We start from the raw sequence: 14,406 nt of genomic DNA, 5'->3' as shown, positions 1-14,406 counted from the left end.
CCCCCGCCGAGCGCGCCGCGCGGCGCCAGGCGGCATCGCGCAACAGGCGCAGACCGTTCAGCCCGACGATGACCGTGGAGCCCTCGTGGCCGAGCACCCCGAGCGGCAGGGGCAGGGTGCCGACGAGGTCCCAGATGACCAAGCCGGTGATGAAGACCCCGGCGATCACCAGGTTCTGGATCACCAAGCGGCGGGCGGCGCGTGAGAGCGCCACGACGGTGGGGGCGGTGGCGAGTTCATCGCGGACGATGACCGCGTCGGCAGTCTCCAGGGCGAGGTCCGAGCCGGCGCGACCCATGGCGATGCCGGTGTGGGCGGCCGCGAGGGCGGGGGCGTCGTTGACGCCGTCGCCGATGACGAGGACCTTGCGGCCGTCGGCCTCCAGGCGGCGTACGGCGTCGACCTTGTCCTCGGGCAGCAGGCCGGCGCGTACGTGATCGGCCTCGATACCTGCCTCGGAGGCGAGATGGGCGGCGGCGCGTGCATTGTCGCCGGTGAGCAGCAGCGGCGATGTGCCGGTGAGTGTGCCGAACGCGGCGACGGTGGCGGCCGCGTCCGGGCGCAGGCGGTCGGCGACGGCCAGGACGCCGACCGGAGTTCCGTCGCGCCGTACGAGGATCGCAGTATGCCCGCGCTCCTCCATGTCACCCACGATACGGGCCATGCGTTCCGCGTCGTGGCCGGTGGATCCGGTCAACAGACGGGCCGGGGCGCCCACTTCGACTGTCCGACTCTCCACGGTGGCCTTGACCCCGACGCCCGGGGCGGAGGTGAAGTGGTGAGCCGCCGGCACGGGGAGGTGTCGTTCGCGGGCCGCGTCGATGACCGCCCGGGCCAGCGGGTGCTCGCTGGGGTGTTCGGCCGCGGCCGCCAGGGCCAGCAGGCCGGCCTCGTCCAGATCGCCGCCCTCCAGCGGGCGGACCTCGATCACGCGCGGGGTGCCTTCCGTGAGCGTGCCGGTCTTGTCGAGGGCGACGGCATCGACCTGGCCGAGGCGTTCCATGACCACGGCCGACTTCACCAGGACTCCGTGGCGTCCCGCGTTGGCGATGGCCGAGAGCAGCGGCGGCATCGTGGCGAGGACGACCGCGCACGGTGACGCGACGATCATGAACGTCATCGCCCGCAGCAGCGAACCGGTCAGCTCCGCGCCGAAGGCCAGTGGGACGAGGAAGACCGCGAGGGTCGCGGCGACCATGGCGAACGAGTAGCGCTGTTCGACCTTCTCGATGAACAGCTGGGTGGGCGCCTTGGTCGCGGACGCCTCCTCGACCATGGCGACGATGCGGGCGATCACCGAGTCGGACGCGTCCCGTTCGACGGCGATCCGCAGCGCGCCCGTGCCGTTCAGCGTCCCGGCGAAAACCTCGTCGCCTGCCTGCTTGGCCACCGGCAGCGGTTCGCCGGTGATGGTGGCCTGGTCGATCTCGCCGGCACCGGCGACGACGCGGCCGTCCGCGCCGACCCGCTCTCCGGGCCGTACGAGGATGGTGTCACCGACCACGAGGTCGGCCGTGGCCACCGCCTCCTCGCCGCCGTCGCCGGTCAGGCGGGTCGCGGTGGTGGGCGCGAGGTCGAGCAGTCCGCGTACGGCGTCTTCGGTACGCGCGGTGGCCAGCGCCTCCAGAGCCCCGGAGGTGGCGAAGATGACGATCAGCAGGGCGCCGTCCATGACCTGCCCGATCGATGCGGCGCCCAGAGCGGCGACGATCATCAGCAGGTCCACGTCCAGGGTCTTCTCCCGCAGTGCCCGCAGCCCGGACCAGGCGGGCTCCCAGCCTCCGCTCACATAAACGAGGGCATGGAGCGGGCCCCACAACCACGCCGGAGCGCCCGCCAGTTGGAGCGGCAGGGCGAGCAGGAACAGCACCAGGGCGGCTGCGGCCCAGCGGGCCTCGGCGAGCGCGAGCACTCTGGTGCGGCGGCGCGGAACACCCGGCGGGGCGGACTTCGCCGTGGTTTCCGGGCGCTGGAGGAGGGCTGAAGGCATGCCGAAGTGACCCTTCGCGTACGGCGGACGGCTTCCTCCCCACCGTACAGGAACACCTGAACAGGTCTTCATGTATGCCGGGTAGGATGACCGTCATGGGTCATGGAACGGACGCCAAGCACGTTGCCACCGCTCGCGAACGCCTGGATGCCGTGGGCGCGGCGGACGTGGCCGCGACGCTCCAGGCCCTGGCCACCCCCTCCCGACTGCGGATCCTCGCGCGCCTCCAGGAGGGCCCCTGCTCGGTCGGCGATCTCGCCGAGGCCGTCGAGATGGAACCGTCCGCCTGCTCGCACCAGCTGCGCCTGCTGCGCAATCTGGGTCTGGTGACCGGCGAGCGCCGCGGCCGGTCGATCGTCTACGCCCTGTACGACAACCACGTCGCCGAACTCCTCGACCAGGCCCTTTACCACGTCGAGCACCTCCGCCTCGGGCTGCACGACACACCCGTCGAGCACGCTTGAACAGGAGCTCGGTGCTCCATCGAGCAGGAGCCCGGTGCTCCATCGAGCAGGAGCTCGGCGCTCCGTCCACCGGACCGTTCAGGAGAAGTCCGCGGCCGTGATGCCGTCGGGATGGCCGGGCGGCCACTCCACCAACTCGATCCGGTAGCCATCGGGGTCGGTGAGCCACGAGGTCTTCGGGCCACGGGGCCCGCCCGGGTGCTGGACCGGTCCGGGCTCCAGGCCGGCCGCGGTCAGCCGCTCCAGGGTGGCCGACAGCGAGTCCACCTGGATGGCGAGGTGGTCGAAACCACTGCCCACGTCGACGCGTCCGCCGTCGGAACGGTGGACCAGTTCGAGCGAGGCCGCCGGCTCACCGGGAAACCTGAGGATCACCAGGCAGTTGCCTTCGCCGGTGTCGACCCGGCCCAGCTCGACGTAGCCCAAGCCTGTGTAGAAGGTCAGCGAACGATCGAGTTCGGTGACGCGATAGGAGACGAAGAGGGTCTTCATGCGGTTTCCTCGGGCCGACGCACCCGGTAGCGGAGGTGCGTGACGTCCCGGGCCTCGAGCCGTCGGACGAGGTCGAGTTCGACGTGATCACCACCGAGGTGGTCGAAGAGCCGTCGGCCGGCACCCAGAAGCACCGGCACCAGGTGGATCTCCATCTCGTCGAGCTGACCGGCCCGCAGGAGCGCCTGGGCCGCGCCCGCCCCGTGCACCATGACCGGCCGGTCCCCTGCGGCGGCGCGGGCCTGACGGGCGCAGTCCTCGGCATCGGTGACGAATCGCGCATGGCCGAGCGGAGCATCCCCGTCGTCCGCCCGATGGGTGAGGACGAAGATCGGCACACCGTCGTGGTGGTCGCCCTGCCAGCGCCCGGCGAGCTCGTAGGTCCGCCGGCCCGAGATCAGCGCGCCGGTCGCCAGGGCCTCACGGTAGACCTGCCCGCTGGGACCTTCCGAGTTCCGGTCGTCGAGCCAGTTGAACAGACGTCCACCGGAACGGCCGAGCTCCTGGCCCGGCCGATCGTCCGGGCCGGCGATATAGCCGTCGAGCGACATCGACATGTACAGCCGAATCGGATTCCTCATCCTGTCCACCCTCTCCTCCATGACGTGGGAATGCTCGCTTCTCTGCCCCGTGGGAGCGGGGAGGTCACAGAGGTAGACGTCGGGCAGCAGGCGAACTCATCGGCCGACCGTGGCGTGGGTCATGCCATACGACGACCGTGCCCAGCCCCGGCAGAACCCGGGACTGGGCACGGACCTGCTCAACTACCTGTCACTTCGGTACGAACTTCACGTAGCTGGTGCGCAGATAGCTGCTGCCCGCACCGTTGGAGACCGTCACGTCGCCGGCCGAGCCCGCGGTGAACTCGTAGGTTCCCAGCGAGATCCACCGGTTTCCGTCCGCGGTCTGACCGAGGTCCACGGCATCGAAGCCGTCCGCGTGAGTGACGGTGTACCGGGCCGCCGTGGTGCTGTTCAGGTGGTTCGGCACCCATGCGAACACCTCGTAGCTGCCCGCCGCTCCCAGATCGGGGCGCCAAGTCGCCGTCGCCGAGGTGTCGTTGGTGCTGCGCGTCTTGGAGCCCAGCCAGCCGGCGACGCTCGACCCGGACCAAGTGCCCTTCTCGGTGTAGCCCGTGTCCTCGATACCGATGACGCTCATGGGCAGCGGCGTCACCCGTACCGGTGTCGGCTTCGACTCGTTGCCCGTCTGGTCCACCGCGGTGACGGCCAGCTCGTGCGCGGTGTTGTTGGTCAGATCCTCGACCGGGAAGCCGAGCGCCCGCAGATGCGCGTCGACCGGGTTGCCGAAGGGCACGTCGGTGATCCGCTTGCCGTCCACGTATACGTGGTAGCCGTGCAGGTCCACCTCGAGGCTCTGCTCCCAGTACAGCACCGCCCCCTTGTTCGTCGCCTCCGCGGTCACGCCGGCCGGCGGCGCCGGCGGCTTCGTGTCGGCCGGGACCTTCACCAACAGCGGCGCCGAGGGAGCCGATTCGTTGCCGGACCGGTCGACCGAGGTCACGGTCACCTTGTGGGACTGGCCGGCCAGCATCTCGTACAGACGGAACGCGTCGCGCCGCACCGGCTTCCAGGTGATCCTGCGCCCGTCCAGGTAGACGTGGTGCCCGAGGACGTCGCCGCCCTGGAGCGGGCTCCATCGCACGTGGAGCACGGAGTCGCCGTTCGACGCGTTCGGCCGGACGAACGCCTGCGGATTCTGCGGCGCCGCGGGCCGGCGGGCGTCGTCCCCGGGCGTCGGGAGGAACTTCACGGCGTCCGCGTGCATCAGCCCCTGCGTGCCCTCGTCCCTACCCAGTTCCACATAGCCGTCGGTTCCGGCGTCGAACGCGAAGTTGCCGAGCCGAACCCAGCGGTCCGTACCGCCGCTCGCATCCGCCTTCACCTCGGTGGTGCCGCCCGCGTGGGCGACGGTGTAGGCAGCCGGGTCGGGCGTCTCCGCGCCGACGCGCACGAACTTGACCACGTTGGTGCGCAGATAGTTGGCGCGGGCTGCGTTCGAGACGGTGACCTGTCCGTCGGTGCCCGCGGCGAACTCGTACTCGCCGAGCTCGACCCAGTCGTTGCCCCCGGTGGTCTGGTTGACGTCCTTGGCATCGGACCCGCCGGCGTGGGTGACGGTGAACCGGGCCGCAGTCGTACTGACGGGGTTGGTCGGCGACCACGCGTACACCTTGTACTTGCCGGCTTCCTTCAGGTCCGGACGCCAAGTGGCGGTGGCCGAGGTGTCGTTGCTCGTCCTGGTGGGGGTTCCGTCCCAGCCGCGCAGGCTCGACGCGGACCATCGGCCGGTCTCCGTGTAGCCGGCCGCCTTCGTACCGATGACGGTCTCGTTGTCACCCGCGGAGTCCGGCAGCCAGGCGTAGACGTCGTACGTGGTGGACTTGGGCAGATCGGGCGTCCAGCGCGCGGTCGAACCGGCGGCGCTGGCCCAGCGGGTACCGCTCCCCCGCCATCCCGTCACCGTGTCCGACGCGCGCCACGTGCCCTGCTCGCGGTAGCCGTCGTCACCGTTGTCGACGACCACGGAGGGCACGAACTTCGCGGCGTCGGCGCGCAGTACACCGGAGCCCGAGGGGCCACCGCTCACGCGTACGCCGCGGCCGGCGCCGGGAGTCATCCGGTAGGAGCCGAGACTGACCCACTGCTGCCCGGCCTCCGCCTGGTCGACGACGACGTCACTCGCTCCGCCGTCATGCGTCACGGTGTACGTGGCCGCTTTGTGCCCGGTCTTGAGGAAACTCGGATTCCACACGAACACCTCGTACGCCTGGGCGGACTTCAGCTTCGGGGTCCACCGGGCCGCGGCCCCCGGGTCGTCGGAGCGGCGGACCTCCTTGTCCTGGTAGCCGAAGACCTCGCGATGCCCGTCGGTGATCTCGTCCGTCCAGCTGCCCGTCTCGGTGTACGCGCTGTCGCCGTTGTCGACCACGACCGTGTCCGCGGACTCGTCGTCGGGCGAGGTCACGGGCGCGTAGTAGCGGAAGTAGTCCCACGTGGTCTCGCCCGGCAGGTTGGTCTCGTCGACCGGGGAGGTGTAGCCGAGCGTGGTCAGCCAGATGTTCTGCAGGCCGTGCGGACCGGCCTTCGGGAGGGTCTGGGTCAGCTTGCCGTCGATGTAGTAGCGCACCTCGGTGGGGGTCCACTCGAAGCCGTACGTGTGATAGCCGTCGGACGAGTCCGGCCCGGTGTACGGCCGGCCGGGGTTCCCCACGTGATGCGGTACGAACCAGTGCGAGACCTGGGTGAACTCATCGGGCTTGTGCGAGTCGACCTCGAATCCGTCGATCTCGTTCACCCGGTTGTTCGGGCCCTTGTACTTGGGGGTGTCCGGCACGTAGTCGGCGAGACCGGTGGTCCACATCGCGGAGTGGAAGCCCTGGTCACCCCAGAGCCGGGCGCGTGTCTCGTAGTAGCCATAGCCGAACGTCCGCTTGCTGATCACACCGCCGCAGGTGTACTCCTTGCCGTTGCGGTCCTCGCGCTTGAGAGCGATACGCATCAGCCCTTCGGACACCGAGACGTTGTCCGGGCTGTTCGAGCAGATCGCCTTCTCGCTCTCGCGGTAGTGCCACTCCGCTTCGTCGAGGCCCTTGCCGTCTGCGTCGACGCCGTCGAACTCGTCGGACCAGGAAAGTTCGTATCCGGGCACCGGAGCACCGGAAGACACAGCGGCCTCCGGAACCGCCGCGGCCGGGACGGCGGAGGGCCCGGACGACCCGGGCATGAGGGAGAGGGCGGTGGTGGCCGCCAGGACGGCGGCCACCACCGTTCTGCGGACGTTCACAACACAGGCCTCCTGTAAAGGCGTTGGCTGGTTCAGGAACGGACGAACTTGACGGCGTCGGCGCGGATGCACCCCGGGCCGTCCCGGTCGATACGGACGATGTAGGTCGTGCCGCCCTTCAACGTGTGCGCGCCGAGCGGCACCCAGGCGCTGCCGGGCACGGTGAGGTCCACGCGTGTACGGCTCAGTGCGGTGCCGCCGTCCCACACGCTGACGGGAGCGTCGGCCTGTCCGCCGTCCCCGCCCGCGCGGAAGAAGTACCCCTGGTAGGTGCCGTCGGCCGGCGGCGTGAACGTCCAGCGGCCGGCGCTGCCCGGGTCGCACGAGAACCGTCCGGTCAGCCGGCCGAACGCCGGCAGCCCTGATGCGCTCCAGCCGGTGCCCGTCTCCGAGTAGCCGCTCGGTGCGTCGTTGTCCGCGTACACATCGCGTACGTAGTGCCGGACGTAGTCGAACTGGACCTTGCCCGGCAGCGCACTCTCGTCGACGCCCGGGGAGTCGTTGGCGTCGTAGGCGATGGCCGTCAGCCAGGTGTTGAGGAAGTTGTGCGTGTAGTCGCCGGGCGCGTACGGCTGCGACCACTTGCGCACCCCGTCCACGTAGAACGCGACGGAGCCCTCGAGCCATTCGAACCCGTACGTGTGCCAGTCGGCCGAACTGTCGAAGTAGAGGTCGTCGATGCCGCTGGTGAACGTGCCCTGGGTCCAGGCGATGACGTTGTGCCGGGCCATGTGCGGCACATGCGAGTCGATCTCGAAACCGTCGATCTCGGTGCGCGGTGCGGTGCTGCCCGCTTCGGCCGCCCAGAAGGCGGAGTGCCAGCCGCTGCCGGTGTTGGTCCGCACCCGGGTCTCGTAGTAGCCGTACCGGGTCTTGCGCTTGCTGATCAGACCGCCGCCGGTGTAGTGCTCGTCGCTGTCCACCTGCTGCGTGCAGCCGGCGCCCGACTTGCTGCGCGGACACAGGTGGACGGTCATGGCGCCACCGCCGACGGAGACGTTCTCGGGCCTCTGCTGACTCCAACCCTTGGTGTCCGTGCGGTAGTTCCACTCGCTCGTGTCCACGGACGTGGTGTTGAACTCGTCCGCCCAGATCAGTTCGTACGAGGCGGTGGGCGGGGCGGCAACCGCCTCGGCAGGGGCGGCGACCGCCTCGTACGGGACCGCCTGATCCGCCCCAGGAGCGGGCGTGGCCGCTCCCAGGGCGCCGGCGGTCAGCACCAGCGCGGCTGCGATACCCGCAAGGCCGGGCCTCCTTCTCACCTTCACGATGCGGTCCTTCCAGACGACGTTGTCCGTGCCGGCTCGTGCGTGTGCGGATGGTGCGGATGCGGTGGTGCGGATGGTGCGGACCGCGGGATTCCTCAGGGGGAGGTCATCGCGACGTCGTCGACGGTGAAGGACTGGTTGTAGCCCTTCACGCCCCACTTCCCGTACGTCAGGGTGCTGTCGGTGACCCGCATGATCTGCGTGCCGTTCAGCTTGGCGGTCAGCCGGGTGTCGTTGAGCTCGAAGCTCAGCCGGTACGTGGTTCCGGGGGTGATCGCGGTGCTGTGGCGGGCCAGGGTGGTCACCGAGCCGCCCGCTTTCCTGACCAGCGTGACGGCGTTCGTCTCGGGGATCAGGCGCAGGTAGTAGTAGTTGTCGGCGTCCGTGTAGCGTCCGACGATCCCCGCTCCGCCGCCGGCGCTCGCCAGCGAGACCGTCGCGGAGAGCGTGGTGTCGCGCCACCTCGGGAAGTGCGTCGCGGTGGCGTTGTAGAGGGAATACACGTCTCCGGAGCCTGTGTTGCGGTACGCCCTGTCCGCGCCGTCGGCCACGACGGACCATGTCCCGCCCGAGGGCGCCCAGTTGGCCGCCGTACCGCTTTCGAAGGTGTTGCGGTAGCTGGTCAGGGAGGCGGGCAGCGAGGCCGGAACGGTCGGCGGAACCGTACCGTCGCCGGCGTAGTAGCGCACCCAGTCGACGTCCATGGTGCCGTAGCTGTGTCCGGCCGGGTCGGTGAGGCCGTCCAGTTTGCCCACTTGGGGGATGGTGGACAGCCAGATCGTCATGGGGCTGTTCGGTATCGAGGTGTAGGCCAGCGACCCCGTCTCGGTGCCGTCCAGGAAGAACGTCATCTTGTGCGGTTCGTACAGCGCGCCATAGGTGTGGTAGCTCGCGCCGTCCGGGGTGCCCATCGGGCGCCGCTCGGACGTGGACTGCTTGATGTCCTCTTCGTCGGACTGCCAGGTGAGGTAGCCGCCGTGTGTGCCGCCCTTGAACGACTCGACGATGTCGATCTCGGTGAAGGCGGCGTTGTAGTCGGGCTTGGCGTACTGGCCGTCCCAGATCTGCGTCCAGAACGACTGGTGGAAGGGTCCGTCGTTCTCGGGGAGCTTGACCCGGGCCTCGTAGTAGCCGTATCCGTACCGCTTCTTGGTGGCGATGCCGCCGCCTCGGAAGCTCGAGGTCTCCGTGTTCGCCGTCGAGACCCGCCTCTGGTCGATGCGGAGGTTTCCGCCGCTGACCTTGACATTGTCGTCGGAGACCCAGGAGCTCTGCCGGGTGCGCCAGGCGCCGGTGTCCAGAGCCGTTCCGTTGAAGTCGTCGGAGAAGACGAGCTGGTAGCCGGGCGGGGCGGTGGAGCGGAGCGGGACTTCGGCGTGGGCCGCGGTGGGCCCCGTCGCGGCGAGGGTGCCGACGAGGACGGCGCCGACGCATGCCATTACCGCGGCTCTTGTGCGATGCAGAAGCCTCAACGTTGTTCCTCTCTCGGGAAGCAGCGTGCGGGCAGATCGCTCAACGCAGCGTGTGAACAGCCGACTTCAACCCTGACGGAAAGACGGATCCTCATTATGAATGCCACATGCGATCTCGCCGAAGCGTAGGAGCGTTCATGGGTAACGTCAATCAATTTGCGCCACATCAGCGAGGACTGTCGGTGCTTCAGCGCAGTGCCGTGCCGGAGGCGTGCGTGAGAAGCCCCAGCGTCCGGCGGGTGGGCAGCGCCTCCCAGTCACCGTGCGCCCCCACGCAGAACGCCCCGGCGGTGACCCCGCGCCGCAGACGTTCCGCAGGGGGCAGCCCGTCCAGGAGGGCGGAGAGGTAGCCGGATACGAAGGCGTCGCCGGCGCCGACGCTGTCGACCACGGTGACCGGGAGAGCGGCCTGGTGGTGTTCCGCGTCCGCCGTCCGGCAGTGCGCACCGGCCGAGCCTGCGGTCACGACGACCTCGCCGATCCCGTATCCGAGCAGCTCGGCCACGGGGGCCGACGCATCCGTGAGGATGTCGAGTTCGTCCTCCGAGGCGAACACGATGTCGGCGTACGGCAGCAGGTGCCGCAGCAGCCGCGCGGCTTGCGGCCGGGTCCACAGACGGGAGCGGTAGTTGACGTCCACGCTGACCCGCACTCCCGCGGCGTGCGCGGCCTCCGCCACGGCGAGCGTCGCCGCCCCGGCGGCCGGCGAGAGCGCCGGGGTGATCCCGGTCAGGTGGAGCAGCGCCGGGGACGCGTCCTCCAGTGCGGCCAGGCATTCCTCGGCGGTGAGCAGCGAACCGGCCGACCCCTTGCGGTGGTAGCTGACCCGGGTGACGTCGTGCAGCGGCTGGTCGAAGGCGACGAGTCCGGTGAACGACGCGTCCGTGGACCGGATGAAACGGGTGTCGACCCCTTCGGCGCGCAGAGTGCGGCTGATCAGCCGCCCGGGCTGGTCCTCGCCGACCACACCGAGCCAGGTGACTTCATGGCCGAGCCGGGCGAGGCCGATGGCGACATTGCTTTCGGAGCCGGCCACGGACAGCCGTGCCACGCCGCCGAGTTCCATGGGTGCGGAGGTGCGGACGGACACCATTGCCTCGCCGATGGTCAGCACGCCGCTCATCGCGCCTCCTGCCGGCGGTCGCGGTCCGCGCCCTGGCCGGGTGCCACGGCTTCGAGGAACAGGGCGGCGCGGGCGGCCAGATCGTCGTACGCCCGAGGGGTGTCGGTGGCTCCGGCGGCGCCGATGAGCGGCGATCCGACGCCGACGGCGACAGCGCCCGCCGCAAGGTACTCGGGGGCTGTCCGTGCGTCGACGCCGCCGACCGCGACGAGGGGCGCTTCGGGCAGGGGCGCCCGCAGTTCACGCAGGTAGCCGGGTCCGTGCAGTCCGGCCGGGAAGACCTTCACCGCCATGGCCCCGAGGTCCAGCGCCGCGATGACCTCGGTGGGGGTCAACGCGCCGCACAGGAGCGGCGTCCCGTTCGCGACGGCCCGCCGGGCGCCCGGTGTGATCCCCGGCGTGACGACGAAGCCGGCGCCGGCGGCAAAGGCGGCATCGGCCTGGTCGGCGGTCAGTACGGTCCCCGCACCGAGCAGCACGTCGGGCGGGCACTGCGACCGCGCACGCGCGAGCGCGTCGAGGGCTCCCGGCGTGGTCAGGGAGACCTCGAGCGCCGTGACACCGGCGTGGACCAAGGTGCGGATGCAGCGCAGGGCGCGATCGGGGCCATCGGCACGGATGATGGCCAGCAGTCTCCGCTGCACGATCTCTTCCAGATACACGAAATTTCCGGTTCCGGGCCGCGACGTGAGGGGCGCGGTCCTGTGAAGGGCTTGACCAGCCCACCGTTGATGGATGTTTAATTCACCATGCGCAAGTGCTGAATCGCAATACGAATCTCATAGTCCGGAGGAATCATGCGGGTCACCCAGGTGCGTACCTACGTCCTCAAACAGCCCACGGAGACTGCTTACTTGGGCAAGCTGAACGACGGTTCGGCGCCTGCGCCGGACCAGGGCTACTTCGTGCGCCCGCCATGGCGAAGCCTCTACTCGGCCTTCATGGAGACGGTTCTCGTCCGCGTCACTACCGACGAAGGAGTGGAAGGGTGGGGCGAGGCGCTCGCGCCGGTCGGCCCCGAGGTCGTCGCCGCCATCATCGACCGCATGCTGGGGCCGTGGCTCGTGGGCCGGGATCCGCTGCAGGTACGCCCGTTGTGGGACGGCATGCGCGATCTCATGCGCGAGCGGGGCCACTTGGTGGGGCATCAGGCGGATGCCCTGGCCGCCCTGGACATCGCCCTGTGGGACCTGGCGGGCAAGGCGGCGGATCTCCCCGTGGCCCAACTCCTCGGCGGGGTCTATCGGACCGAGATCCCCGCCTATATCTCCGGACTGCCCGAGCCGACGGACGAGGGACGCGCCGAGCTGGCCGCCGACTGGGCGAAGCGGGGGGCCTCGATGGTGAAGCTCGCTCTGGGCAACGGCGTCGAGGAGGACCTGGCCACATACGACGCGGTGGCCGCCGCCGCACCGGGCCTGGGCATCGCCATCGACGCCCACTGGGTCTACTCCTTGCCGCAGGCCCTCGAACTGGGACGTGAACTCGACCGCCGCCGCGCCCTGTTCTTCGAGGCTCCCCTCGCGCCCGAGGACATCGCGGGGCACCGGGAACTGGCGTCCCGGGTCACCACGCCGATCGCGGTCGGTGAGGCGCTGCGCAACCGCTACGAGTTCCGCGACTGGTTCGACCGCAGGGCCACCGGTCTCGCCCAGCCGGACGTGGCCCGCACCGGTATCACCGAGGCCATGACCATCGCCACGCTGGCCGACGCCCGCCACATCCCGGTGGCGTGCCACCACTCCGTGGGTCTCGGGGTGTCACTCGCCGCGGGCCTGCACGTGGCCGCGGCCGTGGCCGACAGTCCCTTCTTCGAACTGCAGCCCACGACGCTGCCCTTCGCCCAGCGGATTCTGCGTACCCCGATCACCCACACAGCCTCCGGGTTCACCTTGCCGCAGGGTCCGGGTCTTGGCATCGACATCGACCAGGAGGTCCTCGACGACCTCGTTCAGGGAGGCTGACATGACACGCACCGCCACCCCCATCGGACTTGTCCCGATTCTGGCCACGCCGTTCGCCCCTTCCGGCGAGCTGGATCTGCCCTCCCTGCGCTCCCTGGTGGAGTTCCAACTCGACTCGGGCGTCGACGGCTTGGCGGTCTTCGGCATGGCGAGCGAGGGCTTCGCCCTGGCCACCGATGAGCGGGCCGTCATCCTGCGCGCGGTCAGGGAGGTGGCGGGAGACGAGGTGCCGATCGTCGCCGGGGTGAACGGCACCAGCACTGTCGTGGCCATCGAACAGGCCCGGCACGCCGCGGCCGGTGGCGCCGACCAGCTGATGGTGCTCCCCCCGTATCTCGCGAAGCCCAATCAGCAGCAACTCATCGAGTTCTTCGGCGAAGTGGCCACGGCGACCGATGCCACGGTCATGGTGCAGGACGCCCCCGGGGTCACCGGCGTCGCGATCGACGTGGCGACGATGACCGCCCTGGGCCGCATTTCAGGCATCACCTCGGTGAAGGTGGAGGCACCGCCCACCCCCGTCAAGGTGGCGGCGGTGACCCGTGCTCTCGACGAACTGGCGGTGCTCGGCGGACTCAACGCCGCCTCGCTGATCGAGGAGTACGACAACGGCAGCGTGGGCACCATGCCGGCCTGTGAGTTCTCCGATCTGCTCCGCGACATCCTCGACGATCTATCGGCCGACCGTCGCGCAGAGGCACGTTCGGCGTTCGGCAGGCTGCTGCCGCTCATCCACCTCGGCATGCGCCCGGGCCAGGCATGGGCGGTGCACAAGGAGGTGCTGCGCAGGCGCGGGATCATCGCGTCGGGCAGGGTGCGGCTCCCGGCGCAGGAACTCGAGCCGGTGACGGCCCGGGCGCTGGACGAGATCCTGGCCGAACTGCGCCTGCCTTCCTGGCAGAAGGTGCCCGTGTGAGCCGGTCGGTGCTGCTGATCGGCAGCTCCTCCCCGATCGGCCGGGCCATCGCCGCCGCCTTCGCCGAGGCGGGAGACGAAGTCGTCGGTGTCTCGTTGGACGGCGAGCCCGGCCCCCATCTGGCCGAGTCGCTCGCCCTGGACGTCAGCACCGAGGAAGGGGCCGACGCGGCGGTGAGGCGCACCGTGGAACGTCTCGGCTCCCTCGACGTATTGGTGCTTGCCGCCGCGGTGATGGCCCCGGCGCCGGCCCATGCCGTCACCGCAGAAGACTGGCACCGCGCCCTCACCAACACCTTGGACACCGCCTTCTTCCCGGCCCGGGCCGCTCTGGCCGTCCTTCCCCGGGGCGGCAGCATCGTCGCGGTGAGTTCCGTCAACGCCACCTTGGCCGCGCCCTGGCTGCCCGCGTACGCGGCGGCGAAGTCCGGAGTGGAGGGCCTGGTACGGCAGTTGGCCCTTGAGTACGGGCCGCGCGGCATCCGCGTCAATGCCGTGGCCCCGGGAATGATCGACAACGACCACATTCCGAAGGTCACCGAGGGGTATCCGCTGGGCCGGGTCGGCCGGCCCGGGGACGTCGCGGGCGCGGTGCTCTACCTCGCGGCGGCCGGCTTCGTCACCGGCGTCGTCCTGCCGGTCGACGGCGGCCTGTCGATCGCGTCCCCCGCCGCGTTCCTCCGCCCCGATCTGCGGCGCAAGTTCCTCGAGGACTGACCGGAACCAGGTATGACGATGCGGGTGTGGGCCAGTGGCCCGCACCCGCATCGTGCTTGGAGACCTGGAGACGGGAGACGTGGAGACGTGGGGGGGGGGGCCGGGCCTAACAACCGGGACCCCGGCCCCCCACCCCCCCGCCCCCCCCACAACCACCAAAACGGAGAGCAAACCAATGAACTCCACTACCCACA

The 14,406-nt window shown here is 70.1% G+C and carries 12 protein-coding genes; 4 read left to right on the top strand and 8 right to left on the bottom strand.

Annotation, left to right across the window (positions count from 1 at the left end; genetic code table 11):
- The coding region (locus tag ABT367_RS36830; protein ID WP_352257729.1) for a heavy metal translocating P-type ATPase at nucleotides 1–1,990 on the bottom strand (1,990 nt) is incomplete at its 3' end.
- A 95-nt stretch (nucleotides 1,991–2,085) separates the two neighbouring features.
- Here ABT367_RS36830 and ABT367_RS36825 point away from each other — a divergent pair.
- Complete coding sequence (locus ABT367_RS36825) at nucleotides 2,086–2,454, top strand: ArsR/SmtB family transcription factor (protein WP_352257727.1); 369 nt, start codon at nucleotides 2,086–2,088, stop codon at nucleotides 2,452–2,454.
- A 78-nt stretch (nucleotides 2,455–2,532) separates the two neighbouring features.
- Here ABT367_RS36825 and ABT367_RS36820 read toward each other — a convergent pair whose 3' ends face one another.
- The 7 genes from ABT367_RS36820 to ABT367_RS36790 form a co-directional block, all read right to left on the bottom strand.
- Nucleotides 2,533–2,946 carry a VOC family protein gene (locus ABT367_RS36820; protein ID WP_352257726.1) on the bottom strand — a complete coding sequence of 138 codons (414 nt, stop codon included), beginning with the start codon at nucleotides 2,944–2,946 and terminating at the stop codon, nucleotides 2,533–2,535.
- Nucleotides 2,943–3,527, bottom strand: coding sequence for a dihydrofolate reductase family protein (locus ABT367_RS36815; protein WP_352257724.1), 585 nt, complete (start codon nucleotides 3,525–3,527; stop codon nucleotides 2,943–2,945). Before ABT367_RS36815 ends, ABT367_RS36820 begins: the two co-directional genes overlap by 4 nt.
- 190 nt (nucleotides 3,528–3,717) lie before the next feature.
- Nucleotides 3,718–6,753 (bottom strand): family 16 glycosylhydrolase, encoded by a 3,036-nt coding sequence (locus ABT367_RS36810; protein ID WP_352257722.1) that lies wholly within the window; start codon nucleotides 6,751–6,753, stop codon nucleotides 3,718–3,720.
- Between the two features lie 32 nt (nucleotides 6,754–6,785).
- Entirely contained in the window at nucleotides 6,786–8,021 is a 1,236-nt protein-coding gene (locus ABT367_RS36805) for a family 16 glycosylhydrolase (RefSeq protein WP_352257720.1), read from the bottom strand.
- Between the two features lie 95 nt (nucleotides 8,022–8,116).
- Nucleotides 8,117–9,460 carry a glycoside hydrolase family 16 protein gene (locus ABT367_RS36800; RefSeq protein WP_352257718.1) on the bottom strand — a complete coding sequence of 448 codons (1,344 nt, stop codon included), beginning with the start codon at nucleotides 9,458–9,460 and terminating at the stop codon, nucleotides 8,117–8,119.
- Between the two features lie 220 nt (nucleotides 9,461–9,680).
- On the bottom strand, nucleotides 9,681–10,616 hold the full coding sequence (locus ABT367_RS36795; RefSeq protein WP_352257716.1) for a sugar kinase: 936 nt from the start codon (nucleotides 10,614–10,616) through the stop codon (nucleotides 9,681–9,683).
- Nucleotides 10,613–11,260 carry a bifunctional 4-hydroxy-2-oxoglutarate aldolase/2-dehydro-3-deoxy-phosphogluconate aldolase gene (locus ABT367_RS36790; RefSeq protein WP_352257714.1) on the bottom strand — a complete coding sequence of 216 codons (648 nt, stop codon included), beginning with the start codon at nucleotides 11,258–11,260 and terminating at the stop codon, nucleotides 10,613–10,615. The genes ABT367_RS36795 and ABT367_RS36790 overlap by 4 nt, the downstream gene beginning before the upstream one ends.
- A gap of 153 nt (nucleotides 11,261–11,413) precedes the next feature.
- On the opposite strand from ABT367_RS36790, the gene ABT367_RS36785 reads away from it, so the two are divergent.
- Genes ABT367_RS36785 through ABT367_RS36775 form a run of 3 tightly spaced genes read left to right on the top strand, consistent with a single transcriptional unit; the run spans nucleotide 11,414 to nucleotide 14,212 of the window.
- Nucleotides 11,414–12,580, top strand: a complete 1,167-nt coding sequence (locus tag ABT367_RS36785; RefSeq protein WP_352257712.1) for a mandelate racemase/muconate lactonizing enzyme family protein — start codon at nucleotides 11,414–11,416, stop codon at nucleotides 12,578–12,580.
- Between the two features lies 1 nt (nucleotide 12,581).
- The gene (locus ABT367_RS36780; RefSeq protein ID WP_352257710.1) at nucleotides 12,582–13,496 is read left to right on the top strand and encodes a dihydrodipicolinate synthase family protein; all 915 of its coding nucleotides are present in this window, start codon (nucleotides 12,582–12,584) and stop codon (nucleotides 13,494–13,496) included.
- Nucleotides 13,493–14,212 (top strand): SDR family NAD(P)-dependent oxidoreductase, encoded by a 720-nt coding sequence (locus tag ABT367_RS36775; RefSeq protein WP_352257708.1) that lies wholly within the window; start codon nucleotides 13,493–13,495, stop codon nucleotides 14,210–14,212. The genes ABT367_RS36780 and ABT367_RS36775 overlap by 4 nt, the downstream gene beginning before the upstream one ends.
- Nucleotides 14,213–14,406: the final 194 nt, after the last annotated feature.

The organism is Streptomyces mesophilus (genome assembly GCF_040300965.1).
Classification (GTDB): Bacteria; Actinomycetota; Actinomycetes; order Streptomycetales; family Streptomycetaceae; genus Streptomyces; species Streptomyces mesophilus_A.
Note: the sequence above shows the minus strand (reverse complement) of the source record. Positions and strands in the feature narration are given on the sequence as shown.